Genomic DNA, 22,843 nt, shown 5'->3' with positions numbered 1-22,843 from the left:
CACCAACCCCGGCCCCCTCGGCCCCGTGGGTGCCTCCCGTGCTCTGCGCAGCGCCCGAGCCCCGTGCGCCGGGTGCGTTCCCGGATTCGCCGGCGCCGGTGTCGCGGAGATCGCGGGCCGGGCTCGCGCCCGCGCCCCCAGGCCCGCCGGCCGTGCCCCCGGCGGCGGGTGGTTCGGCGGGCCACACCCGGCCCATGGTCAGCGCGAGCAGCACGCTGGCGATCGGCGTGGCCAGCGGCGCGAGCCGCCACCCGAACGTGCTCTGGGCGATCAGGCTGAGCCCGAACGTCATCGCCATGCCCGCCACCACGGCGACCGCGTTGGCCTCGCTGATCGCGGCGGCCCCCGCCGGGCCGTGGTGGTCGCTGAGCGCCGCCATGGCGGTGTAGAGCATGATCGACCCGAAGCCGCCGGCCACGCCGAACCCGGGCAGCGTCACGGCCAGGGAGTCGCTGGAGACGATCATGAGCACGCCGGCGTTCATCCCCGCCAGGCCGATCCAGCTCGTCGCGCGCCTGCCGAGCCTCCGGGTGAGCAGGGGCAGCAGGAGCCCGGCCACGATCGTGCAGACGGCCATGGAGGTGCCGTGCAGCCCCGCCACGGTGGCCGAGGTGCCCTGGTCGGCACGCAGCAGCGGCAGGGCGGCGCTCAGGCCGTACAGGTAGCTGGCGAACACGCCGAGTTGCAGGTAGATGAGCCAGGTCGGGCGGTCTCTGATCAGACGGACGGGCGGTACGACCGTGGTCACCCGGCAGCCTCCCGCTGGGACGCAGGGACACAGGACGGACAGGACGCCTGGGGCGGAGGTCCTCCGCCCCGACCATCCTAGGCGAGCGCTTCGAGTTGGGCCGCGAGCCATTTCTGCGGCGGCAGGGCGGTGGCGGCGGCGTGCAGCCTGTCGCGGCGCATGCGCCGCTCGTCCTCGGGCATGACCAGCGCGTCGTGCAGCGCGGCGGCCGTGCCGCTGATGTCGTACGGGTTGACCATGAGCGCGTGCGGGCCCAGCTCGGCCGCCGCCCCGGCCTCGCGCGACAGCACCAGCGCGCAGCGCGGCGACAGGACGGGACCCTCCTTGGCGACCAGGTTCATGCCGTCGCGGACGGGGTTGACCAGCAGCACGTCGGCCAGCCGATACGCCGCCAGCGAACGCGGGTAGTCGTCGTCGACGTTGAGGATGAGCGGGTCCCAGTCCTCGGTGGCGTACTCGTCCTCGATCTGCCGGGCGCAGCGCTGCACCGAGGCGGTGTACTCGCGGTACTCGGGCAGGTCGTGGCGGCTGGGGTAGGCGAAGGCGAGGTGCACGACCCGGCCGTGCCACTCGGGGTGCGCGGCGAGGAACTCGCGGTAGGCGACCAGCCCGCGCACGATGTTCTTCGACAGTTCGGTGCGGTCGATGCGGACGATCAGCCTGCGGTCGCCGACCTGCTCCCTGAGCGCGGTCATGTGCGACTCGACGTCGGGTTCGCCGGCCCGCTCCCACAGCGCGTCGCCGTCCACGCCGAGGCTGTGCACGCCGATGCGGGTCGTCCGGCCGGCGTGGGTGACGGTGCGGCCCACCCGGTCGGTCTCCGCGCCCAGGATCCGCTCGCAGCAGTCCATGAACGCCTGCGCCCACCTGTCGGCGAGGAACCCGGCGTGATCGGCCCCCAGGATGCCTTCCAGGACCTCTCTGGCCACCGCGTCGGGCAGCAGGGAGAAGTACTCGGGCGGCGCCCACGGGGTGTGGCTGAAGTGGGCGATGCGGAGGTCGGGGCGCTCGGCCCGGAGCATGGCGGGGGTCAGCGTCAGGTGGTAGTCCTGCACCATCACGCGGGCCCCGTGCCCGGCCTCCTCGGCCAGTGCCAGCGCGAACGCGCCGTTGTAGTCGCGGTAGGACTCCCACTCGCGGTCGAACTGGGTGCCGAAGCTGGGGGAGTTGGGGATGTCGTACAGCAGGTGGTTGACGAACCACAGGGTGGAGTTGGCCACGGCGTTGTAGGCGCGGTGGAACGTGGCGGGCGGGATGTCCAGCATCCGCAGCGGGCCGGTGTCGTAGCCCGTGTGGTCGATGCGGCCGCCGGGGGACAGGCGTACGGCGCTGCGGTCGCCGTCGGACAGCGCGGCGCAGACCCACAGCACGCCGTCGTCCTTGGCCACGCCCGACAGCCCCGACACGAGGCCGCCGCCACCACGTTTCATCGTCAGTTCGCCGTCGTCGGAGACGGTGAAGGAGACAGGCCCTCTGTTGGAGGCCAGCAGGACGCTGTTCATCTCGGCTCCCTTCGATCATAGGATCCCAGCTATGGCGCTTGATGAGCTAACCGAGGAACTCGCCCGCTCCGCTGCTGCGGGAGATCATCGCGCACTTGGCGAGCTCCTGGCACGGATAGAGCCCGATGTGATGCGTCATTGCGCCCGGATCCTCCCCTATCACCAGGACGCAGAGGAAGCCTCGCAGGACACGCTGCTGGCCGTGGCGCGCAATATCGGGCGCTTCGAGGGGCGGGCCAGGTTCAGCACGTGGCTGCACATCGTGACGGCCAACTGCGCGCGCACCACGTACCGGTCGCTGAAACGCCGGGCGGCCGAGCAGAGTTCGGACGAGCTGCCGATGCAGAAGCCCGACGTGCGGCGGGTCAGCGTGATCGCGGGCTCGCGGCTCGACCTGCTCGACGCGATGGAGGCGCTGGAGGCCGACAAGCCCGACCTGGCGCAGGCGCTGGTGTTGCGCGACATCGTCCAGCTCGACTACAACGAGGTGGCCGAGCAGCTCGGCATTCCGCTGGGCACTGCCAAGTCCCGCATCCACCAGGCGCGCAAATACGTGCAAGGCGTGCTGGGTGAGGACTATCGCTGAGACCACCCGTCTCGCATGTTGAGACGGGTGGTAATTTCAGCCACTTAAGCGGGTAGAGTCCTTTTCAACAACTGCATATTGCTCATCCAGAGGGGTGGAGGGACCGGCCCTGCGAAGCCCCGGCAACCCTCCCGGCTACGACTCGCGACCTGGCGAGGCCGACCGGGACAAGGTGCCAATTCCGGTTCGCGGTCAAGGTGGCCGTGGGCGAAGATGAGGGAAGGCCTCGCTTCATGTCGCTTGACTTTGGTCCTGCTACCGGTCTCTCCTGCCGCGAGTGCGGCACTCGTTACCCGCTGGGCCCCAGCTTCGCGTGTCAGGAGTGTTTCGGGCCGCTCGAAGCGGCCTATGACTTCGGCGACGTCACCCGCGCGCAGATCGAATCGGGTCCCGCCAACATCTGGCGTTACCGCGCGCTGCTCCCCGTTCCGGCGGACGTGACCAGTAAGCCCAATATGAACCCCGGCTGGACGAAATTGGTCAAGGCCGGAAACCTCGGCCGGACACTCGGCTTCAAGTCCCTTTACGTGAAGGACGACTCCGGCAACCCCACCCACTCCTTCAAGGACCGGGTGGTCGCCATGGCCGTCGAAGCGGCCCGGAACTTCGGTTTCCACACACTTTCCTGTTCTTCCACGGGCAACCTCGCGGGCGCGGTCACCGCCGCTGCGGCGCGGGCCGGGCTCGACGCCTGCGTGTTCATCCCGGCCAACCTGGAAAAGGCCAAGATCACCATGGCCCGCGTGTTCGGCGGCCGGCTGATCGGCATCGACGGCACGTACGACGAGGTCAACAGGTTCTGCTCCGAGCTGATCGGCGACCCCATGGGCGACAAGTGGGGATTCGTCAACGTGAACCTGCGGCCCTATTACGCCGAGGGCTCGAAGACGCTCGCGTACGAGATCGCCGAGCAACTCGGATGGCGGCTGCCCGAGCAGATCATCATCCCCATCGCCTCCGGGTCGCAGCTCACGAAGATCGACAAGGGCTTCAAGGAGCTGATCAGCCTGGGGCTGGTGGAGGACACCCCCTACAAGGTCTTCGGGGCGCAGGCCGCCGGGTGCTCGCCGGTGTCCACGGCGTACAAGGCCGGGCACGACGTCGTCCAGCCGGTCAAGCCCGACACCATCGCCAAGTCGCTGGCCATCGGCAACCCCGCCGACGGGCCGTACGTGCTGGACATCGCCCGGCGTACCGGGGGTGGCGTCGAGGACGTCACCGACGCCGAGATCGTGGCCGCGATGAAGCTGCTGGCCTCGACCGAGGGCATCTTCGCCGAGACCGCCGGAGGCGTGACCGTCGGCGTGCTGAAGAAGCTCGCCGAGAGCGGGCGCCTCGACCTGGAGGCGGAGACCGTGGTGCTCAACACGGGCGACGGGCTCAAGACGCTCGACGTGCTCAGCGGCGAGGCCGTGGAGCCCACGGCCGTGATCAAGCCCTCCCTCGACGCGTTCCGCGCGACTGTCTGACAACCAGGAAAGGCGACTTAAACCATGAGCGTTTCGGTGCGGATTCCCACCATTCTGCGCACGTACACCGGGGGGAACGCGGAGGTCAGCGGCGAAGGCGCGACGCTTCGTGACGTCCTCGCCAAGCTCGACTCCGACTACCCGGGGATCGGCGCGAGAATTCTGGATGAATCGGGCAAGATTCGTCGTTTCGTCAACGTTTATGTGGGGGAAGAGGACGTCCGTTTCGCCGAAGGGCTGGACACTCCCGCCCCAGAAGGCACACAGATCTCCATCATCCCCGCGGTCGCCGGCGGCTGACCGTCTCCGACCACTCTTGAAGGCGCCCCTTGTGGGCGCCTTCTCCTTTTCCCGGCCAATTCAACGTTGAACGACCCCCGCTGCGAAGAAATAGGCAGTTTGCACGTTGACTCTGTTGCCAAACCCCGGTCCGAAGGTATGGTCGAGGGCGATCGTCTGGCTGTTTTTCCGTTAAGTCATACGATTACAGGTCCCGCGGAGGAATGGGCGAGATCTGGTAGACCAGTAAGAGGAGTCGGAAGTGGCGCAGGGCACCGTCAAGTGGTTCAACGCGGACAAGGGCTACGGCTTCATCGCGGTAGACGGTGGTAAGGATGTATTCGTCCATTACTCCGCGATACTGATGGACGGGTACCGATCTCTCGAACAGGGACAGCGCGTCGAGTTCGAGATCACGCAGGGCCAGAAGGGGCCGCAGGCGGAGTCCGTCCGTTCGGTCTGATCGTCAAACGCTGGCACCCACCCCGGCGGGCTCACACGGCAGCGCAGTCTGTGTGAACCGTCATCCACCTCTCATTCGTCTCATTCGTCGACTCGCGTGCGGCGGGCCGTTTCGGCTCGCCGCACCGGCTCACTGACCTGGGCGGGAGTGTCGGGCGATGAGGCGTTCGCTTGCACTCGGCAGGGTAGAGTGCTAAACAGTTCGTTGGCACTCTGTGCAGCAGAGTGCCAACACCCAGGATCGAGACGATGGGGTCTGCCGGACGGAGATGCTGACCCATGCCGTCGCGGGCGTCGGCTCGGTCCACGACAAGCCACCCTGCATCTGGGAGGTCCAGCCTTATGGCAGCCAAGATGATCGCGTTTGACGAGGACGCCAGGCGCGGTCTCGAGCGCGGTATGAACCAGCTCGCCGACGCCGTCAAGGTGACCCTCGGCCCCAAGGGCCGCAACGTCGTGCTGGAGAAGAAGTGGGGCGCTCCCACGATCACCAACGACGGTGTGTCCATCGCCAAGGAGATCGAGCTCGAGGACCCTTGGGAGAAGATCGGCGCTGAGCTGGTCAAGGAAGTCGCCAAGAAGACCGACGACGTCGCGGGCGACGGCACCACCACCGCCACCGTGCTCGCCCAGGCGCTGGTGCGCGAGGGCCTGCGCAACGTCGCCGCCGGCGCCAACCCGATGGGCCTGAAGAAGGGCATCGAGGCCGCCGTCGAGCGCGTCAGCGAGGAGCTCTCCAAGCTGGCCAAGGATGTGGAGACCAAGGAGCAGATCGCCTCCACCGCCTCCATCTCCGCCGCCGACGCCGAGATCGGCTCGCTCATCGCCGAGGCGATGGACAAGGTCGGCAAGGAAGGCGTCATCACCGTCGAGGAGAGCAACACCTTCGGCCTCGAGCTCGAGCTCACCGAGGGCATGCGCTTCGACAAGGGCATGACGTCGATGTACTTCGTCACCGACTCCGACCGTATGGAGGCCGTGCTCGAAGACCCGTACATCCTGATCGTCAACAGCAAGGTCTCGGCCAACAAGGACCTGCTGCCGCTGCTCGACAAGGTCGTGCAGTCCGGCAAGCCGCTGCTGATCATCGCCGAGGACGTCGAGGGCGAGGCCCTGGCGACCCTGGTCGTCAACAAGATCCGCGGTCTGTTCCGCTCCGTCGCGGTGAAGGCGCCGGGCTTCGGCGACCGTCGCAAGGCGATGCTGAACGACATCGCGATCCTGACCGGTGGCCAGGTCATCGCCGAGGAGGTCGGCCTCAAGCTCGAGACCGCCACCCTCGACCTGCTGGGCCGCGCCCGCAAGGTCGTGGTGACCAAGGACGAGACCACCATCGTCGACGGCGCCGGTGACGCCGAGCAGATCTCCGGCCGGGTCAACGAGATCCGCGCCGAGATCGACCGCACCGACTCCGACTACGACCGCGAGAAGCTCCAGGAGCGCCTGGCCAAGCTCGCCGGTGGTGTCGCCGTCATCAAGGCCGGCGCCGCGACCGAGGTCGAGCTCAAGGAGCGCAAGCACCGCATCGAGGACGCCGTGCGCAACGCCAAGGCGGCCGTCGAGGAGGGTATCGTCCCCGGCGGCGGCGTGGCGCTGCTCCAGGCCGGCGCCAAGGCGTTCGACAAGCTCGAGCTGTCCGGCGACGAGGCCACCGGTGCCGCCATCGTCAAGAAGGCGCTGGAGGAGCCCCTCAAGCAGATCGCGGTCAACGCCGGCCTCGAAGGCGGCGTCGTGGTCGAGCGCGTGCGTAACCTCACCCCGGGTGAGGGCCTCAACGCCGCGACCGGCGAGTACGTCAACATGTTCGAGTCCGGCATCATCGACCCGGCCAAGGTGACGCGCTCGGCGCTGCAGAACGCCGCCTCCATCGCGGCGCTCTTCCTCACCACCGAGGCGGTCATCGCCGAGAAGCCCGAGAAGACCCCCGCTGCCCCGGCCATGCCGGGCGGCGGCGACATGGACTTCTAGGTCTTCTTTCGCCGCACGGACGACGAACAAGAGCGGCCCGGTTCTCCCGGGCCGCTCTTGTTCGTTGTGTGGGTGGGGCCGCCGCGTGTGCCCGGGATTCCGCCCGGCGGGGGCTCAGACGCCGTAGTAGGCGATGATGTGGCCCCTGGCCAGGGTGTTGGCGGTGATGTTGAAGCCCACCACCGCCGGGCTGGCGTCGCCGGGCACGCCGAGCCGGTCGACCCCCAGCGCGTGCACCGTGAACACGTACCGGTGCGGGTCGCCGGGAGGCGGGGCCGCGCCGCCGTACGACCGCAGGCCGTAGTCGTTGCGGGCGTGCACGGCGCCGTCGGGCAGGCCCTTGAAGTCGGGGGCCGTGCCCGCGCCCGTGGGCAGCTCCGTCACCGAGGACGGCAGGTCGAACAGCACCCAGTGCCAGAAGCCGCTGCCGGTCGGGGCGTCGGGGTCGTAGCAGGTGACGGCGTAACCGCGGGTGCCCTCCGGGGCGCCGGACCAGCGCAGGTGGGGCGAGCGGTTCTGGCCGGTCATGCCCCAGTCGTCGAAGACGTGGAGCTGACCGAGCGTCTGGCCGTCGTGGATGTCGTCGCTCTCGACCGTGAGAGCGGGCACGGGCGGCAGGAATTCGTGGGGAAGGGGTGCGGGCACGGCATCCTCCTAGCTTGAGAAGCTGCTTGCCCAGCCATCCTAGAAGCGGCCGTGCCCGCCGCCGGTCATGCCACGAGCTGGTCGGGCAGCGCCTTGTCGTGCAGCACCGTCAGGGAGGTCACGGCCCGGGTCAGGACGACGTACAGCCTGGCCAGACCTCTGGGTTCGGCCGAGACGATGTCGGCGGGCTCGACGACCACCACGTGGTCGTACTCCAGGCCCTTGGCCAGGGTGGCCGGGACGATCACGAGGCGGTGCTCCCCGCCGGGTTCGGCGTCGGGGTCGAGCACGGCGTGCGGCAGGCCGGCCAGCGCCGCCGAGACCGGCCCGACCAGCGCGTCGGGGACGATGACGCCGATGGAGCCCTCCTTGGCCAGAGCCTGCCCGGCGGCCTCCGCGACCGACCCGCCCGGCCGTACGGTGAGGGAGCCGGCGCCGGGGCGCAGCGAGCGCGGGGCGGCCAGGCCGGGGGCGATGGAGGGCAGCAGGCGGGCCGCGTAGTCGAGCACCTCGCGCGGCACGCGGAAGCCGAGCGTCAGCTCGGTCACCTCGCCCTCCTGTTGCCCGAGATGCGTCAGCACCGCCTCCCACGAGCTGGTCGACCAGGGGGTGGTGCCCTGGGCGAGGTCGCCGAGGACGGTGGCCGAGCCGTTGCGGCAGCGCCGGCCGAGCGCCCTGAGCTGCATCTCGGAGAGGTCCTGGGCCTCGTCCACGACGAGGTGGCCGAGCGACGGGGTGCGTTCCATGAGGTCGCCGAGCTCGTCGAGGAGCGCGGCGTCGGCGGCCGACCACTTCGCCGACTTCCAGCTCCGGTACGGCTTGCGCCAGCCGAGCGTCTCCTGCTCCTCCGGCGACAGACCGGACTTGGCGGCGGCGCGGGCGAGGAAGGCGGGGTCGGACAGCAGCCGGTACAGGACCTGTTCGGGCGTCAGCTTGGGCCAGACGGCGTCCACGAGCTGCTTGACCGGCTTCGACCTGGCCACGGCGTCCTGGACCCGGTCGTCGGGGGACTCGCCGCGCTGCTCCATCCGGACCAGCACCATGTGGGCCAGGCGCTGGGCGAGCGCGGCCCGGCCGGGGTTGTAGCGGGTGGTGCCGCGCAGGGAGGCGACGATCTCGCGTACCTCGTGGTCGGCCACCCGGTAGCGGTAGGCGCCCTTCGTGAACACCACGCCCTCGACGGGCTTGACGATGTGCATCCAGAGGGCGCGTTCGAGCACGGCGGCCATCCTGGCGTCGCCCTTGACGGCCGAGACCAGCGGGTCCTCGGGGGCCGCGTGCTGGCCCAGGAGGCCGGCGACGGTGGTCTGGTCGACCTTGACCTCGCCGAGCGCCGGCAGCACGGAGGAGATGTAGGACAGGAACGCGCGGTTGGGGCCGACGATCATGACGCCCGACCTGGCCAGTCGCTCGCGGTGGGTGAACAGCAGGTAGGCCGCGCGGTGCAGGCCGACGGCGGTCTTCCCGGTGCCGGGCGCGCCCTGCACGCACACGGTCTGCGCCAGGGTGGCGCGCACGATGTCGTCCTGGTCGGGCTGGATGGTGGCGACGATGTCGCGCATGGGGCCGGTGCGCGGGCGTTCGATCTCCTCGGTGAGGATCTTCGACGGCCCGATCTCGCCGCCCTCGCCGAGCGGCTCGTCCTCGAACGCGGTGAGCTGCCCGCCGTGGTAGCCGAAGCGGCGGCGGCGGACGACGCCCATCGGGTCGGCGGGGCTGGCCTGGTAGAAGGCGGTGGACACCGGCGCGCGCCAGTCGATGACCAGCGGCTTGCTGTGGCCGTCGTGCACGTGGCGGCGGCCGACGTAGAGGGTGCCGGGCAGGTCGTCGCCGGTGGCGCGGTCGAGGCGGCCGAAGAACAGCGGGGTGTCCGGGTGGTCGGCGAGGGCGGCCACGCGCTGGTCGAGCAGCGACTGGAGGATCTGCTGCGAGACCCAGTCGCCGGCCGCGTCCGCCGACAGCGACTGGGCGTGGGCGCGCATGGCGGTGAGCGCGGCCCTGGACTCGGCCAGGTGGGCCTGCTCCGCGGCCAGGACGTCCTGGGGCAGGCCGGAGGGTATGTCGGGAGCGAGTTGGTTTGCGGGCATGCGAGAGCGCCTCCCTGGGCGATAACGGAGGTGGTCGAAGGCAGCGAATCCGCCAGTTTAATGGCTGCTTCCGCGTGCTTCCAAAGCATTTACCGCCGGGGAGCTGGGTAGGCATACAGGATGGCGCGGGTGCAGCTCCGTTTCTCGCCGGTCCTCCCCACGATCGCGAGCGTCCTGCTGGCGGCGTTGTGGGGATCGTCGGTGTTCGCGGGGTGGGGCCTGGAGGCGTTCTGCGCGGGTGGCGCCGACCTGCCGGCGTGCTCGCAGCGTCTCGGCGTGGTCTCCACCGCGTCCGGGCTGTTCGCCGTGCTGGCCGTCTGCTGCACGGTGGGCGCCTGGATGATCCCGTGGTCGAGGAATGATCCGCAGGCGTTCGCGCGGCTGATGGGCGCCGGGCTGCTGGCCTGGGTCACCGCGGAGGGTGTGCTCTTCCTCGGTGGCATGCTGGTGCGCTGATTCGCCCAAGCCGCCACCAATCTGGGAATACCGAAAAAATCGGGCATTTCTGGTGGGTTTGCCGGATCATGAGGGTATGTCGCAGGCGGCGTGATAGTACGCAGGTGAGGGGGGTGGTTCGAATGTCGTCGGCCCGCGGAGTCTCGTGGACGTGACACCACGTTGAATGCCTGGCCGCTCGAGGTGAGCGGCCGGGCATCCCAACCGCACCCCGCTACACGCCGCCCAGCACGTCGTCGGCGTCGATGATCTGGTAGGCGTACCCCTGCTCGGCCAGGAACCGCTGCCGGTGCGCCGCGAACTCCTGGTCCACCGTGTCCCGGCTGACCACCGTGTAGAAGCGCGCGCCCCCGCCGTCGGCCTTGGGCCGCAGCACCCGTCCGAGCCGCTGGGCCTCCTCCTGACGCGAGCCGAACGTGCCCGACACCTGGATCGCGACGGCCGCCTCCGGCAGGTCGATGGAGAAGTTGGCCACCTTCGACACCACCAGCACCTGGATCTCCTTGTCGCGGAAGGCCTGGTAGAGCCGCTCACGCTCCTTGATCCTGGTCTCGCCCTTGATGACGGGGGCGTTGAGGTGCTCGCCGAGCTCGTCGAGCTGGTCGATGTACTGGCCGATGACCAGCACCTGCTCGCCCAGATGGCGGCGGACCAGCGCCTCGGTCACCAACGTCTTCGACGGCGTGGTGGCGCAGAAGCGGTAGCGCTCCTCGGACTCCGCCATCGCGTACGCCAGCCGCTCCTCGTCCGTCAGCGTCACCCGCACCTCGACGCAGTCGGCCGGCGCGATCCAGCCCTGGTTCTCCATCTCCTTCCAGGGCGCGTCGTAGCGCTTGGGGCCGATCAGCGAGAAGACGTCGCCCTCGCGGCCGTCCTCGCGGACCAGCGTGGCGGTCAGGCCGACCCGCCTGCGCGCCTGGAGGTCGGCGGTCATCCGGAAGATCGGCGCGGGCAGCAGGTGCACCTCGTCGTAGACGATCAGGCCCCAGTCGCGGGCGTCGAAGAGCTCCAGGTGGCTGTAGACGCCTTTGCGCCGCGTGGTCATCACCTGGTACGTGGCGATGGTGACCGGGCGGATCTCCTTCTTGTTGCCGGAGTACTCGCCGATCTCGTCCTCGGTCAGCGACGTGCGCTTGAGCAGCTCGGTCTTCCACTGGTGCGCCGAGACCGTGTTCGTGACCAGGATGAGCGTGGTGGCCTCGGCCTGGGCCATGGCCGCCGCGCCGACGATGGTCTTGCCCGCCCCGCAGGGCAGCACGACCACGCCGGAGCCGCCGTTCCAGAACGCCTCGGCCGCCTCGCGCTGGTAGGGCCGCAGCGCCCAGCCGTCCTCGCGCAGCTTGATCGGGTGGGCCTCGCCGTCCACGTAGCCGGCCAGGTCCTCGGCCGGCCAGCCCAGCTTGAGCAGGGCCTGCTTGACGTTGCCCCGGTCGCTCGGGTGCACGACGACGGAGTCGGCGCCGAGGCGGTCGCCCAGCATCGGCTGGATCTTCTTCGAGCGCAGCACCTCTTCGAGCACGGCCCGGTCGGTGGAGGTCAGGACGAGGCCGTGGACGGGCTCCTTCTCCAGCCGCAGCCGGCCGTAGCGGGCCATCGTCTCGGCGACGTCCACCAGCAGCGCGTGTGGCACCGGGTAGCGGCTGAAGCTGATCAGCGCGTCGATGACCTGCTCGGCGTCGTGGCCGGCGGCGCGGGCGTTCCACAGCGCGAGCGGGGTGACACGGTAGGTGTGCACGTGCTCGGGGGCGCGTTCGAGCTCGGCGAACGGCGCGATGGCCTTACGGCAGGCGTCGGCCCGCTCGTGGTCGACCTCGAGCAGCAGCGTTTTGTCCGACTGGACGATCAGCGGTCCATCGCTCACTGGCTAATCTCCGTGGGTTCAGACGGGGGCCTGGCGCAACAGGACCATCGTCTCCTGATCCCGGCTCCCCCGCTCCGAGGATGCAACAACGCGCGGGCCAGGATTAGTCCGCGCGGATCGGCTGATCAGCGGCCGAACCAGCCGGTTGATCAGTCGTCGAAGGCGCCGGCGAGCCCCAGGACGATGAATCCGCCGATGGTCAGCACGAAGCCGACCCCGAACAGCACCCAGCTCCAGATGACCATGGTGCGCGCCTTCTCCGGCTCGGTGCCGGACCTGCCGATCGCCAGGCCGGCCAGGATGGCGCCGGGGATGGCGAGGATGTTGCAGCAGCCGACGACCGCCAGGAGATTGAGCACGAGGGAGACGATGGCGTTGGCGCTCGGCCCGCTGTTCCTCGGGGGCGGCGGCCGGCCGTAGCCGTAGGCAGGAGGCGGCTGCTCGCCGTACGGGGCGCCGTACGGCTGGTACGGGTATCCCGACGGGTCGTCCTGACTCATGTTCACCTCCAGACAGGTCAACACTTATCACGGAATTGACGCCCCTCTGACCGGGAGGACGAGATCGGCCGGCACCCGCGAAGCCCGCCGGCGGCGGGTCAGCCGAGCCTGGCGCGCAGCGCCCTGCGGTCGAGCTTGAGCACGCTCGTCAGCGGCACGGAGTCGACGAAGCGCACCTCGCGCGGGTACTTCACCCGCCCCACCCGCTCGCGGGTCCACTCGATCAGCTCCCCGGCGGTCACCGTAGCATCCGGCCCGAGCTGCACGAACGCCACGACCTCCTCCCCGAGCTGGGGGTCGGGGCGGCCCACGACGCCCGAGGTCACGACGTCGGGGTGCAGGTTGAGGGCGTCCTCGACGTCGCGCGGGAACACGTTGAAGCCGCCCCGGATGATCAGGTCCTTCTTCCTGTCCACGACATACAGGTAGCCGTCGTCGTCGAGGCAGCCGAGGTCGCCGGTACGCAGTTCCTTGCCGACCAGCGCGGTGCCGTCGGGGTCGGGCTCGTGCTCGCCCCAGTAGCCGAGCATCAGCGAGTCGCCGGTGACGCAGATCTCGCCGACGTCCCCGAGTTCCGCCGCCTCGCCGTCGTCGTCGCGGATGGTGATCGTGTACCCGGCGAGCGGCAGGCCGACGCTGCCGATCCGCCGCCGGCCCGGCGGGTTGAACGTGGTGACGGCGCTGGTCTCGGTCAGCCCGTATCCCTCCAGGATCTGCACGCCCGGCACCCTGCGCTCGAACTCCTCCAGCGTCTGCCGGCCGAGCGGCGCCGCGCCGCAGGTGAGGTAGGCCAGGTCGGGCAGCGGGTGGGATTCGAGCGGCTCGGCGAGCAGGAGGTGGATCATGGCGGGGACCACGGTGCCGTACTGGACGCGCTGCTCGGCGGCCAGTTCGAGGAACGCCCGCGGCTCGAACCAGCGCATCAGCACCGCCTGCTGCGGCTCGGTGGCGTGCATCCCGGCGATGGTGACGATCAGCCCGTACGCGTGCGACAGCGGCACGGGCACCAGCGCCCGGTTCCGGCCCTCCCGGTGGGACAGGTGGAAGGAGTCCCTGGCCACGTGCCACAGGCCGTGATGGCTCAGCATGACGCCCTTGGCCCTGCCGGTCGTGCCGCCGGTGTACATGAGGGCGGCCAGGTCGTCGGGGGCCCTGGGCACGGGGCCGCGCTCGGCCGCCCGTTCGAGCTCGGCCGTGTTCACGTGGACGGGGATGTCGACGCCGGCGGCGCGGACGTGCTCCGCCAGCTCCGGCGAGGTGACCACCGCGACGGCGCCGCTGTCGAGCAGGACGTGCCGCAGCTCCTGCGGCCCCACCAGGAACACCACCGGCGTCACCACCGCGCCCGCCGCCCACAGGGCCTGGTAGACCAGGGGCACCTCGGGGGAGTTGGCCATCATGACGGCCACCCGGTCGCCCGGCCGGATGCCCGCCTCGGCGAATCCGCCGCACATCCGGCGGGCCCGTTCGGCGAGCGCGTGGCTGCGGTGCCAGACGCCTTCGTAGTACATCGAGTCGTGGTCGTCGAACCGGTTCCACGACTCTTCCGCCAGCCTGCCCAGTGTCTGCTCGGTCACATGCACCACCTGATCCGTGTGAGGATGCCGAGTCAAGCCCGCCGCCTCTTGACTAGTCACTGTGGACGGTGTTCGTGTAGTCCGTAAATAGGTATATATCTTCTTCTGGAGTCATTCGTGTTTTCAGGCCCGCTAGATCGTGCAATGGTGGGATGCCGAGAGGCTGTAGGGTCTGAGCAGAGCAGTGGAGGGCTGGTCGGCGTGTCGGCACCGCGTCCATATTCGCAGGTCAGGGCGGATTTGGTGACGCTGTGCAACCCTCCGGTATAAAGCGAAGAATCTCGTTGTCCGACAATAATCGCTGTAGAAAACTTTCCCGTTCATTACCGAGGTGGCTTCGTGACCGAAACGCCTGAGCCGGGCGAGATCGACCTCGACAACATAACGCTCACCGGCAGTCTCATTGCCGTCACCGAGCATCTTCGAACGGTGGCCCGCCCGGCCACCCGAGACCTGACCCGGCGGGAGGCCGACACACTGCTGCGCTCCTACCTGGAGCCCGGCTGCTTCCCCGACGCCGTGCGCCGGCTCTCCACCCGCCACCTGCTCGTCCTGGTGGGGGAGCAGGAGACGGGCCGCCGATTAGGAGCGCTCGCGCTGCTGTCGCGCATGTCGCTGGCCGAGAGCACGATCACCGTGCTGTCACCGGCCGCAGGCGCGCCCGACCTGCTGTCCGCCACCGACTACGAGCCGGGCCGGGCATACCTGCTGCACGACTGGATCGCGGTCAGCACCGACCGCACCGAACTGGTCAACCTGGCCCGCAAGCTGGCCGAGCTGGGCTCGTACCTCGTGATCACCAGGAGCGGCGGCGTCTCGCAGGCCGTCGAGGTGGAACACCAGTGGGCCGTCCCCGAGCCCGGTGAGCTGTTCGACCTGTGCCTGAGGGCGTTCGGCCGGCGCGCCGGGCTGCGCGAGGAAGAGCTGACCCGGGCCAGAGACCTGGCGCTCGCGCTGCCGACCCCCGCCGAGGTCGTCCGCCTGGCCACCCACCTGACGCGGGCCGGCGAGCCGGCCGGTGAGGAGGTGGCCGCCTGGCTCGACACCAAGCCGGTCATGCGCGAGGTGCTGGCCGTGGCGGCGCTGGCGTTCGTGCACCGGCTGCCCGAGCCCGCCTTCGACGAGCAGCTCACCCGGCTCGAACGGCTCTGCGACGAGACCGGCCGCCGCCCGCTCACCGGCCCGCTGATCACCGTCGCGAACGGGCTCGCCGGATTCCGCGCCGCCCACCAGCGCGACCGCGTGCTGGCCGAACTGCTCACCCGGTACGGGTACTGGCTCTGGCAGCCGCTGCGCGAATGGGTCAGGTCGCTGCCCGGACAGGGGCCCGCCGTCCAGGTGCGGGCCGCCGAGGGCGTGGCGCTGCTGGCCCGGCACTCGATGAAGGAGGTCCGGCAGGAGTTCCTGGAGGTCTGGGCGCAGGGCAGCGCGGCCGAGCGGGTCGCGGCGGCCAACGTGCTGTCGTACATGTGCGCCGACGACACCCTCGCCCCCGAGGCGCTCGCCGTCGCGCTGGCCTGGGCCGGCGACCCGGCGGACATCAGGGCGACGGCGGCGGCCCTGGTGCTGGGCGGCGGGCTCTCCGTGCGCTACCCGGACGACTGTGTCCGGCTGCTGCGCCGCCTGGAGGGCGCCGGCGGGCCCGCCGCGGCGGTGGCGGGCCAGTCGCTGTCGCTCAGAGACCTGCCACGCCGGTGATGCGGTGCAGGGCGAAGCGGTGCACGGCGGCCCTGGTCTCGTCGTACGCGGTCAGGTAGCCGCCCTCCATCCGGGCCGGCTCCAGGATGCGTGAGGTGGCGTTGCCCTGCGAGTCGAGGTAGCCGATCCACACCCGCACGCCCTGCTTGATCGCGTCCTGCAACGCCGTGATGGTGGCTGTGGCGGGCCCGCGCGGCACCTGCCCGGCGGGGGCGTCCACCGGCTCCCGCCTGGCCAGGTGGGCGGCGTCGCCGGCCCGCAGCGCGCGTACGGCCGCCGCCGCGACCTCGGGGTCGAGACCGCTGGACGAGGCCACGGCCCGCGCCGGGGCGACCCCCTCGGTGCGGCGGCTCTCCAGTTGGGAGATGATCACGTCGCCGTCGAGCGACTCGGCGACCGGGGCGTACCCCATGGCCCGCAACGAGTCGACCAGCGCCGCCCTGGACGAGCGGGAGGCGATGACGGTCGGGGCCAGCCGGCGCAGCCGCAGCGCGGCCGAGCGGCGGTCGGCGGTGATCTGGTCGAGCAGCGCGGGGTCGTCGCAGCGCACGTACGCGCTCGCGGTGCCCACCCGGATCCGCCCGTGCCGCCTGGCCACGTCGGTCACCAGGTACGACAGCGCCTGCGGCATCGGCGTGGCCGAGTGCCGGGCCAGCATCGACACCAGCTCCTCGCCGCCGTGGCCCGCGTCGAGCGCGCGCCGGATCGAGCTCTCGCTGAACCGGTAGACCGTGGCCCCGCCCTTCGACTCGACGTCGGCGGTGAGCGTCATCCAGCGGTTGAGCTCGCTCGTGAGCGGGCCGGGCGCGACGGCGGTGAGGTCGGCCTGCAGCAGCACGTGATCGACGGGCTCGGGCAGCAGCGGCGCCAGCGTCTTGGCCGCCTCGCCGCCCTCGACCAGCGCCCGGCCGTGCCCGGACAGCGCGCCCAGCCCGGTCACGCCGACCTGCTCGGCCTCCCGCAGCGTGAAGTCGATGAGCTGCTCGCGCAGCGGCCCGCGATGGCGCGGCTGCTCCCACGCCAGCCGTTCCAGCACGGAGTCACGTTTCGGCGCCAGCCCCGGCACCGTGGCCAGCACGCCCAGCGTGACCGCCCGCACCCCCGGAGCGGAGGAGCGGCGCAGGTCGGTGTGCAGCGCGTTGAGCGGCCTGTCGCGTTCGTCGCGGTCGCCGACCAGGCCGGGCACCCGGTCCATGTGCAGCCAGGTGGCCGCCAGTGTCGTCCACCGGTCGGCGGTGGACCTGACCCGCCACAGGTCGTAGCCCGAGGTCGGCAGCCACTCGCCGTCGACGCCGCCGCCCGCCGCGACGAGCCCGGCCGCGTGCGCGACCTCGATCACCAGCGCCGCCACCCACTCCGGCAGGTCGAGCTCGCCCGCCGCGCGTTTCAGGTCGCGCACGCCCAGCCCGCCGGTGCGCAGCACGCCCGGCGGCTCGATGCTCCACCGCTCGCACAGCTCCTCGACGGCCCGGACGAACGAGAACGCCTGCCCCGCCGCCGTGCGGTCGGCCAGTTTCCGGTCGCGGGCGGTGCCCTCCAGCGGCGGCGGCTCGGCCGGCAGGTCGCGGTGCACCCGGCCGCCGCGCAGGTGGAGGCCGACCTCGCGGGGCAGTGTCACGCTCTCCTCGCCGGTGGCCGCCAGCAGGCCGCGCGCGAGCAGTTCCTCGATGGGGGACCGGGCCGAGGCCACCCGCACCTCGCGTCTGGCGTTGGGCACACGGCCCGCCGGCGGGCCCCAGACGAGCTGGTCGAGCGCGCCCCGCGCCTCGGGCGAGACGGACGCGATCAGGGCGGCGGGCTCGGCCAGCGCCGCGGCCAGGCGCTCCTTGCCGGAGCCCGGGGTGCCGGGGACGACGTCGTCGGCCATCTCGTCGAGCTGTTCGGGCGGGTGGTGGCGGAAGGCGTCGAGCGCGCGCGGGCCGAGCCCGGCCGGGTCGTCGAGCACCTTGCGTACGCCGGGGCCCAGCTCCAGCGCGTCGTCGGGCCCGTAGACCAGGGCCAGGTCACGCAGCCGGTCGAGTGCGGCGGAGAGCGCGGGCTCGGGGCCGGGGCCGGCCAGCGCCCTGCCGACGAGGTCGAGCAGCGCGCCCTTCGCGATCGGCTCCTCCCGCACCGCCAGCGTCTCCACGACGGCCAGCGTGAACCGGTCGAGCCGGTCGAGCACCCTGCCGATCGCCGAAGGACTGGCGGCCCGCGAGGCGAGGCCCTCCAGATGCGCGGGCACCGGAGTGATCAACTCGGGACGCGCGGAGACGAGCGCCCGTAGCTGTTCGTCGGTGCGCCCCCTGATCCACTCCGTGAACTCCATCGTTGCCATGGTATGTCCCCCCTGATTGAGGCAGCATGGCTAGGCGTGATAGAGCGCGCGGACCAGCTCGTACTGAACTATGTCTCCAAGGCGGCCGACGCCGCCCACGGGGTGCTGAGGGCCGACCAGCGGCTCGACTTCGCCGGACGCCTGCGGGCCAGGGTCGAGGCCGAGCGGCGCGGCAGCCAGGACGCCCGCGAGGTGGCGAAGGTGCTGGCCCGCTTCGGCGATCCGGTCGAGCTGGTCGAGCGCGAGGCCCGGCGGCTGGCCGGGCAGGGCGTCCCCACCGCGCGGGACACGGCGCTCGCGGGGGACACGCCTTCTGCCGCGGACGCGGTGTCTGCCGCGAACACGGTGTCCGCAGGTGACGTGGTGTCCGCCGGGCCGGCCGCCGCGGGCGCGCCGGCGGCGGTGCGGGGCCCGGGGGCGACGCGGCGCTTCCCCGCCATCGTGGACGACCGTGACGCCCCGGCCGGCGTCCACGCGCACCGGCGGCTCGCGCGGGGCCGGCTGGACCGGCGGCCGGGCCGGGGGCTGCCGTTCGCGGGGCTGCGCAGGGCGGCCATGTCCACCGCAAACCCGATGGCCACCGGCGGCAGGGACGCCAGGACCATCGTCAAGGAGCACCCCCGTGACGTGGCCGCCATGGTGATCCTGGTGCTGGCCGCGCTGCTGGTGCCGATCGACCTGGCGCCGCTGGCGATCTTCGAGGTGCCCCTGGTGGCGTGGGCGGCCGGTGCGGCGCTGGTGCTGTTCAGCGACGCGTGGAACGTGCGCGACAAATTTGCCGGGATCGGCGCGCCGCTGCTCGGCTACTCGGTGGGCGGGGTGCTCATCGGCGGCCTGCGGGTCGGGTTCGAGGCCGGGGCACAGGCGTTCGTCCAGCAGTTCTTCGACGTCAGCGGCACCATGTTCATGATCGGTACGGCGGTGGGCGTCGTGTGGCTGGCCTACCGGCTGCTCGACCTCAACTGACCGGCGCGGGGCTGGGCAGCAGGCCGATCGCCAGGCGTACCCAGGCGGTCACGAACTGGTCCTTCTCCGCGTGCCCCGGCAACTCGCCCACGGTCTCCTGGAACAGCCGGTAGTGCACCACAGAGCCCCCGAGCACGGCGGCGATGCCGGTCCAGTCGAGCTCGGCGTTGCGGTACTCGGGCTGCGCCTGGAACCAGGTCACGATGGCGTCGAACATCGGCTGCAGCAGCCCTTCGCGCACCACCGCGACCAGTTCGGGGAACTGGCTCAGGTCGCGGAAGAACACCCGGGTCAGCTCGGACTCCTCGCGGACCTTGGCCAGGCCCGCCCGGCACACGTGGGACAGGCGCTCCTCCAGGTCGACCGACGCCTCCATGGTGCTCAGCGCGGACAGGCTCTCGGCCACCTGGACCCTGGTGCGGCTGGCGTGCTCGTTGATGGCGGCGGCCAGCACCTCGTACTTGGACTTGAAGTGCCGGTAGAGCCCTCCTGCGCCGGGAGAAAGGCCTGAGGCGGCCTCGATCTCGGCCACGGACGTGGCGGAGTAGCCCCGTTCGGCGAAGAGCCTCAGGGCCTCGTCGATGATCCGCTCACGGGTCGATCTGCTCATATCTACGCTGATACCTCCGTAAGGAGAGTAATCGTTACGAGGCGGCACGACGGATCAGGCTCGCCAGAGCCGAGCCGACGGCCAGCCAGACGACGGCGGCGAGCCCGTAGTTGACCAGCGCCGTCCAGCGCGGGTCGGCGAGCTGGAACAGGTTGGCCAGGCCAAGCGACGACCACGAGGCGAGCGTCTCCACGTGCTGGTACCAGACGTTGGCCGGGTTGGCCCTGAACACCGTGAACAGCGCGTGGAGCAGCACGGCGAGCGCGGCCACCCGGGAGACCAGCCGCACCAGCCCCGCCAGGGCCATGACCGCGCGCCGCCAGGTGCTCACCACCCGCCCGCCCGGCAGGGCCGGACGGTGCGGACGCGGCGCGCCGAGGAGGCGACGAGCCGGTCCGCGGGCCTGGGCGGCGCGGAAGGCGGTTGGGGGGTGTCGGTCACAGCCGCTCCTCTCCGATAAGTAATTCCTTTCTTCCCATTCCCGCGCCCGCGGAACAAGGGCGGTTACGCGAGTGAGGGGCGCGTTTGGCATCCTGCACCTGTGGTGACTTCGGTGGGATTCGACCTTGACATGACTTTGGCGGACACGCGGACGGGCATCGCGGCCGTTTACGACGAGCTGTCCGTGCGATTGGACGTGCCATTTGACAGTGCGGCGATCGTGGACCGGCTGGGGCCGCCGCTGGAGACGGAGCTGGCCAACTGGCTGCCGTCGGAGCGGATCGAAGCGGCCGCGGACCTGTATCGCGAGATATATCCGAAATTGGGGGTTCCGGCACACACCGCCATGGCCGGCGCGCACGCCGCCATCGACGCCGTACGCCGGGCCGGGGGCGGGGTCATCGTGGTGACAGGCAAGAACGTGCGTGACGCGAGAGGCACGGTCACGGCACTCGGGCTGGATGTGGACGAAGTGGTCGGCTCGGTTTTCGGCGCGGACAAAGGATCGGCACTCGCGCGCTTCGGCGCGGCGGCTTATGTTGGTGACCATGTAGCGGACATCCAGGCGGCCCGCGCCGGCGGCGCCGTGAGCGTGACAGTCGCGACAGGCCCTTACACGGTGGGAGAGCTGCGTGAGCACGGAGCGGATGTGGCGCTGGACGACCTGACCGAATTCGCCGCCTGGTTCAGCGGTTGGCGAGAGCACGATGCACTTCGGTAATTGTCCCCTATTTACCCGGTCGCCCCCGGGCTTCGCGGGGCATAACCTACTTCCAGCCATCCTTCTTCTCGACTGTTTGAACGAGGTCCTCCTGTGCCGAGTGGCAAGGTCAAGTGGTACGACGCCGACAAGGGTTTCGGCTTCCTCACCCGCGACGACGGCGGTGAGGTCTTCGTCCATTCATCCGCGCTGCCCGCCGATGCCGGTGTGCTCAAGCCCGGACAGAAGGTCGAGTTCGGCGTGGCCGAAGGACGCAGGGGGCAGCAGGCGCTCTCGGTGCGGATCCTGGAGCAGCCGCCCACGCTGGCCAAGCCCAAGCCCTGGTGAGGGGCTGGGTGGGGTCGAGCGTGTCCGCCCGCTGCTCGGCGGGCTCGGCGGGCTCCTCGTGCGCGCCCGGCTCGGCGTGCGCGGCGGCCTCGCCGTAGCCGCCGGGCTCCGCGCGGCGGCGGCGCACCTCGGCCCTGGCGGCCCGCACCCGCCGTATCCTCGCGACCAGCAGCCACCCGAGCGCGGCCGTCAGCGCCGCCGCCAGCGTGATCAGCCCCGCCAGGCTGCTGCCGGTGAGCGAGAGCACCAGCCCGACCAGCCCGCCGAACACCCAGGCGAGCTGGAGCACGGCCTCCACCACGCCGAAGGTGGACGAGCGCACCTCCTCGCCGATCTCCCGCTGCACGATCGCGTCGAGCGCCAGCTTCCCCAACTCCTGGGAGAAGGCCGCGACCAGCGAGATGGCCAGCGCCGTCCAGACCCCGAAGAAGATCGCGGTGATGATGGCGGTCGTCACGGTCAGGGCCAGCGTGGCCAGCACGATGAGCTGCGGCGCGTGGTTGCGCGTCCAGTTCGCCACCACCGCCCCGGCCAGGCCGCCCAGCCCGGCCGCGCCCGCCAGCAGCGCGATCGTCTTGGGGATGTCGAAGAACGGGTCGCGCGCCCACGGCTCGGCGGACGCCAGCCACGGCACCGCCTCGTCCTGCACCAGGAACAACAGGAAGAACAGCAGGAACCCGGAGAACACGCGGACGGCCACGTTCGCCCAGACCGCCTCGGCCACCGTGGGCCCCACCTTGAGCAGGGTGCGCCAGCGCGGGGCCGCGCCCTCCTCCTCCATGTCGGGGGAGTCGACGTGGCGCGGCAGGCGGACGGCGGCGACGCCGAGCAGCAGGAAGCCGACCATGGCCACGCGCAGCACCACCGCGCTGCCCAGCCACGCGGTCAGGCCCGCGCCGAGCGGCACCGCCACCCCGGCCGAGACCAGCGTGAACAGCGCCACCCGCGCGTTCGCCGACACCAGCGTGATGTCCGCGGGCAACACGCTCGGCATGATCGCCGCCCGCGACACGTTGTACGACTTCGACAACACCAGCACGCCCAGCGCCCCGATGAACAACGTCGGCAGGTCGCCGGGCCCCACGGCCGCCGCCATGGCGAAGCACAGCAGGCCGCGCCCGAACAGCGTGCCCGCCATCACGTACCGGCGGCCCGACCTGAACCGGTCGAGTATCGGCCCCACGAACGGCGCCAGCAGCGCGAACGGCAACATCGTGATGACGAGGTAAAGGGCCACCGAGCCGCGTGCCTCGCCCACCGGAACCCCGAAGAACACGGTGCTGGCCAGCGCCACCGTGACCAGCGCGTCGCAGGCGCTGTTGCCGGCCGACAGCTCGATCAGCCGGCCGAGCCCGGTGCGGCCCGCTCCGCCCGCGTACGTGAGCCTGCGGGTGGCCTGGCCGACCTTCCGCGCGCCGCCGGCGGTGGCCTTGCCCGCCCTGGTGGTGCCGTTGACCGTGGCCTTGCCGGCGCGCACGGTCGCGCGTCCGGCGTCGGCGGCGCCGTGCGCCACCCGCCGGGAGATCTGGCGCGCCCGCTCCCAGCCGCCCTCCACGACTACCAGTCTTACCCGATCCGGCCCAGGTTCTCAGCGGGGGATCGGCCGTTGTGGGTCCCGCAGGT

General features: G+C 71.0%; 20 protein-coding genes, 1 pseudogene and 1 riboswitch. Of the genes and pseudogenes, 10 read left to right on the top strand and 11 right to left on the bottom strand.

Features of this window, described 5'->3' with window-relative positions; translation table 11 throughout:
* Window positions 1-748 (bottom strand): MFS transporter (locus tag FAF44_RS27995; protein ID WP_237106270.1); only part of this gene is annotated, 748 nt, incomplete at its 3' end.
* A 77-nt stretch (window positions 749-825) separates the two neighbouring features.
* Window positions 826-2,250 (bottom strand): trehalose-6-phosphate synthase, encoded by a 1,425-nt coding sequence (locus FAF44_RS27990; RefSeq protein WP_237106269.1) that lies wholly within the window; start codon window positions 2,248-2,250, stop codon window positions 826-828.
* Window positions 2,251-2,281: 31 nt separating this feature from the next.
* Here FAF44_RS27990 and FAF44_RS27985 point away from each other — a divergent pair, with 31 nt between their 5' ends.
* From FAF44_RS27985 to groL, 5 genes are all read left to right on the top strand, one after another.
* Window positions 2,282-2,836, top strand: a complete 555-nt coding sequence (locus FAF44_RS27985; RefSeq protein ID WP_237106268.1) for an RNA polymerase sigma factor — start codon at window positions 2,282-2,284, stop codon at window positions 2,834-2,836.
* A gap of 79 nt (window positions 2,837-2,915) precedes the next feature.
* Window positions 2,916-3,056: riboswitch (SAM riboswitch) on the top strand.
* A gap of 13 nt (window positions 3,057-3,069) precedes the next feature.
* A complete protein-coding gene (gene thrC, locus FAF44_RS27980; protein ID WP_237106267.1) occupies window positions 3,070-4,305 on the top strand; it encodes a threonine synthase in 1,236 nt (411 codons plus the stop codon).
* A 24-nt stretch (window positions 4,306-4,329) separates the two neighbouring features.
* A complete protein-coding gene (locus tag FAF44_RS27975; protein WP_043633550.1) occupies window positions 4,330-4,605 on the top strand; it encodes a MoaD/ThiS family protein in 276 nt (91 codons plus the stop codon).
* Window positions 4,606-4,846: 241 nt separating this feature from the next.
* Window positions 4,847-5,047 carry a cold-shock protein gene (locus FAF44_RS27970; RefSeq protein ID WP_090947280.1) on the top strand — a complete coding sequence of 67 codons (201 nt, stop codon included), beginning with the start codon at window positions 4,847-4,849 and terminating at the stop codon, window positions 5,045-5,047.
* Between the two features lie 341 nt (window positions 5,048-5,388).
* Window positions 5,389-7,014, top strand: coding sequence for a chaperonin GroEL (groL, locus tag FAF44_RS27965; protein ID WP_237106266.1), 1,626 nt, complete (start codon window positions 5,389-5,391; stop codon window positions 7,012-7,014).
* A gap of 114 nt (window positions 7,015-7,128) precedes the next feature.
* On the opposite strand, the gene FAF44_RS27960 is transcribed toward groL, so the two are convergent.
* Window positions 7,129-7,659, bottom strand: coding sequence for a YbhB/YbcL family Raf kinase inhibitor-like protein (locus tag FAF44_RS27960; RefSeq protein WP_237106265.1), 531 nt, complete (start codon window positions 7,657-7,659; stop codon window positions 7,129-7,131).
* Window positions 7,660-7,724: 65 nt separating this feature from the next.
* Window positions 7,725-9,746 carry an AAA family ATPase gene (locus FAF44_RS27955; protein WP_237106264.1) on the bottom strand — a complete coding sequence of 674 codons (2,022 nt, stop codon included), beginning with the start codon at window positions 9,744-9,746 and terminating at the stop codon, window positions 7,725-7,727.
* A gap of 129 nt (window positions 9,747-9,875) precedes the next feature.
* Between FAF44_RS27955 and FAF44_RS27950 the strand changes: the two genes are divergently transcribed.
* On the top strand, window positions 9,876-10,202 hold the full coding sequence (locus FAF44_RS27950; protein ID WP_237106263.1) for a hypothetical protein: 327 nt from the start codon (window positions 9,876-9,878) through the stop codon (window positions 10,200-10,202).
* Window positions 10,203-10,416: 214 nt separating this feature from the next.
* On the opposite strand, the gene FAF44_RS27945 is transcribed toward FAF44_RS27950, so the two are convergent.
* The 3 genes from FAF44_RS27945 to FAF44_RS27935 all read right to left on the bottom strand — a co-directional run bounded on the left by FAF44_RS27945 (window position 10,417) and on the right by FAF44_RS27935 (window position 14,140).
* Window positions 10,417-12,063 carry a DNA repair helicase XPB gene (locus tag FAF44_RS27945; protein WP_237106262.1) on the bottom strand — a complete coding sequence of 549 codons (1,647 nt, stop codon included), beginning with the start codon at window positions 12,061-12,063 and terminating at the stop codon, window positions 10,417-10,419.
* A gap of 149 nt (window positions 12,064-12,212) precedes the next feature.
* A complete protein-coding gene (locus FAF44_RS27940) occupies window positions 12,213-12,563 on the bottom strand; it encodes a DUF4190 domain-containing protein (protein ID WP_237106261.1) in 351 nt (116 codons plus the stop codon).
* Window positions 12,564-12,661: 98 nt separating this feature from the next.
* The gene (locus FAF44_RS27935) at window positions 12,662-14,140 is read right to left on the bottom strand and encodes an AMP-binding protein (protein ID WP_237106260.1); all 1,479 of its coding nucleotides are present in this window, start codon (window positions 14,138-14,140) and stop codon (window positions 12,662-12,664) included.
* Window positions 14,141-14,479: 339 nt separating this feature from the next.
* Between FAF44_RS27935 and FAF44_RS27930 the strand changes: the two genes are divergently transcribed.
* Entirely contained in the window at window positions 14,480-15,838 is a 1,359-nt protein-coding gene (locus FAF44_RS27930; protein WP_237106259.1) for a hypothetical protein, read from the top strand.
* Here the strand turns inward: FAF44_RS27930 and FAF44_RS27925 are convergent.
* A complete protein-coding gene (locus FAF44_RS27925) occupies window positions 15,816-18,146 on the bottom strand; it encodes a helicase C-terminal domain-containing protein (protein WP_237106258.1) in 2,331 nt (776 codons plus the stop codon). The genes FAF44_RS27930 and FAF44_RS27925 overlap by 23 nt on opposite strands.
* 45 nt (window positions 18,147-18,191) lie before the next feature.
* On the opposite strand from FAF44_RS27925, the gene FAF44_RS27920 reads away from it, so the two are divergent.
* Window positions 18,192-19,121, top strand: coding sequence for a hypothetical protein (locus FAF44_RS27920; RefSeq protein ID WP_237106257.1), 930 nt, complete (start codon window positions 18,192-18,194; stop codon window positions 19,119-19,121).
* Here FAF44_RS27920 and FAF44_RS27915 read toward each other — a convergent pair.
* Window positions 19,114-19,731, bottom strand: coding sequence for a TetR/AcrR family transcriptional regulator (locus FAF44_RS27915; RefSeq protein ID WP_237106256.1), 618 nt, complete (start codon window positions 19,729-19,731; stop codon window positions 19,114-19,116). The genes FAF44_RS27920 and FAF44_RS27915 overlap by 8 nt on opposite strands.
* Before the next feature lie 34 nt (window positions 19,732-19,765).
* Window positions 19,766-20,062: a hypothetical protein gene (locus tag FAF44_RS27910; RefSeq protein WP_237106255.1), complete on the bottom strand. Its 297-nt coding sequence runs from the start codon at window positions 20,060-20,062 to the stop codon at window positions 19,766-19,768.
* Between the two features lie 210 nt (window positions 20,063-20,272).
* Between FAF44_RS27910 and FAF44_RS27905 the strand changes: the two genes are divergently transcribed.
* Together FAF44_RS27905 and FAF44_RS27900 are read left to right on the top strand one after the other, a co-directional pair.
* On the top strand, window positions 20,273-20,893 hold the full coding sequence (locus FAF44_RS27905) for an HAD family hydrolase (RefSeq protein ID WP_237106254.1): 621 nt from the start codon (window positions 20,273-20,275) through the stop codon (window positions 20,891-20,893).
* A 93-nt stretch (window positions 20,894-20,986) separates the two neighbouring features.
* Window positions 20,987-21,205 (top strand): annotated as a pseudogene (locus FAF44_RS27900) (cold-shock protein); the annotation flags it as partial.
* Here the strand turns inward: FAF44_RS27900 and FAF44_RS27895 are convergent.
* Entirely contained in the window at window positions 21,105-22,775 is a 1,671-nt protein-coding gene (locus FAF44_RS27895; RefSeq protein WP_237106252.1) for an MFS transporter, read from the bottom strand. The pseudogene FAF44_RS27900 and the gene FAF44_RS27895 sit on opposite strands and share 101 nt — an antisense overlap.
* Between the last annotated feature and the right edge of the window lie 68 nt (window positions 22,776-22,843).

This window comes from Nonomuraea sp. MG754425 (assembly GCF_021699195.1).
GTDB lineage: Bacteria > Actinomycetota > Actinomycetes > Streptosporangiales > Streptosporangiaceae > Nonomuraea.
The sequence above is the reverse complement of the archived record's forward strand: the minus strand, read 5'-3'. Positions and strand labels throughout refer to the sequence as shown.

Coding starts and splice junctions, on each gene's coding strand:
- FAF44_RS27955 (WP_237106264.1), bottom strand. CDS start 9,746: ATGCCCGCAAACCAACTCGCTCCCGACATACCCTCCGGCCTGCCCCAG.
- FAF44_RS27915 (WP_237106256.1), bottom strand. CDS start 19,731: ATGAGCAGATCGACCCGTGAGCGGATCATCGACGAGGCCCTGAGGCTC.
- FAF44_RS27985 (WP_237106268.1), top strand. CDS start 2,282: ATGGCGCTTGATGAGCTAACCGAGGAACTCGCCCGCTCCGCTGCTGCG.
- FAF44_RS27990 (WP_237106269.1), bottom strand. CDS start 2,250: ATGAACAGCGTCCTGCTGGCCTCCAACAGAGGGCCTGTCTCCTTCACC.
- groL (WP_237106266.1), top strand. CDS start 5,389: ATGGCAGCCAAGATGATCGCGTTTGACGAGGACGCCAGGCGCGGTCTC.
- FAF44_RS27975 (WP_043633550.1), top strand. CDS start 4,330: ATGAGCGTTTCGGTGCGGATTCCCACCATTCTGCGCACGTACACCGGG.
- FAF44_RS27940 (WP_237106261.1), bottom strand. CDS start 12,563: ATGAGTCAGGACGACCCGTCGGGATACCCGTACCAGCCGTACGGCGCC.
- thrC (WP_237106267.1), top strand. CDS start 3,070: ATGTCGCTTGACTTTGGTCCTGCTACCGGTCTCTCCTGCCGCGAGTGC.
- FAF44_RS27925 (WP_237106258.1), bottom strand. CDS start 18,146: ATGGAGTTCACGGAGTGGATCAGGGGGCGCACCGACGAACAGCTACGG.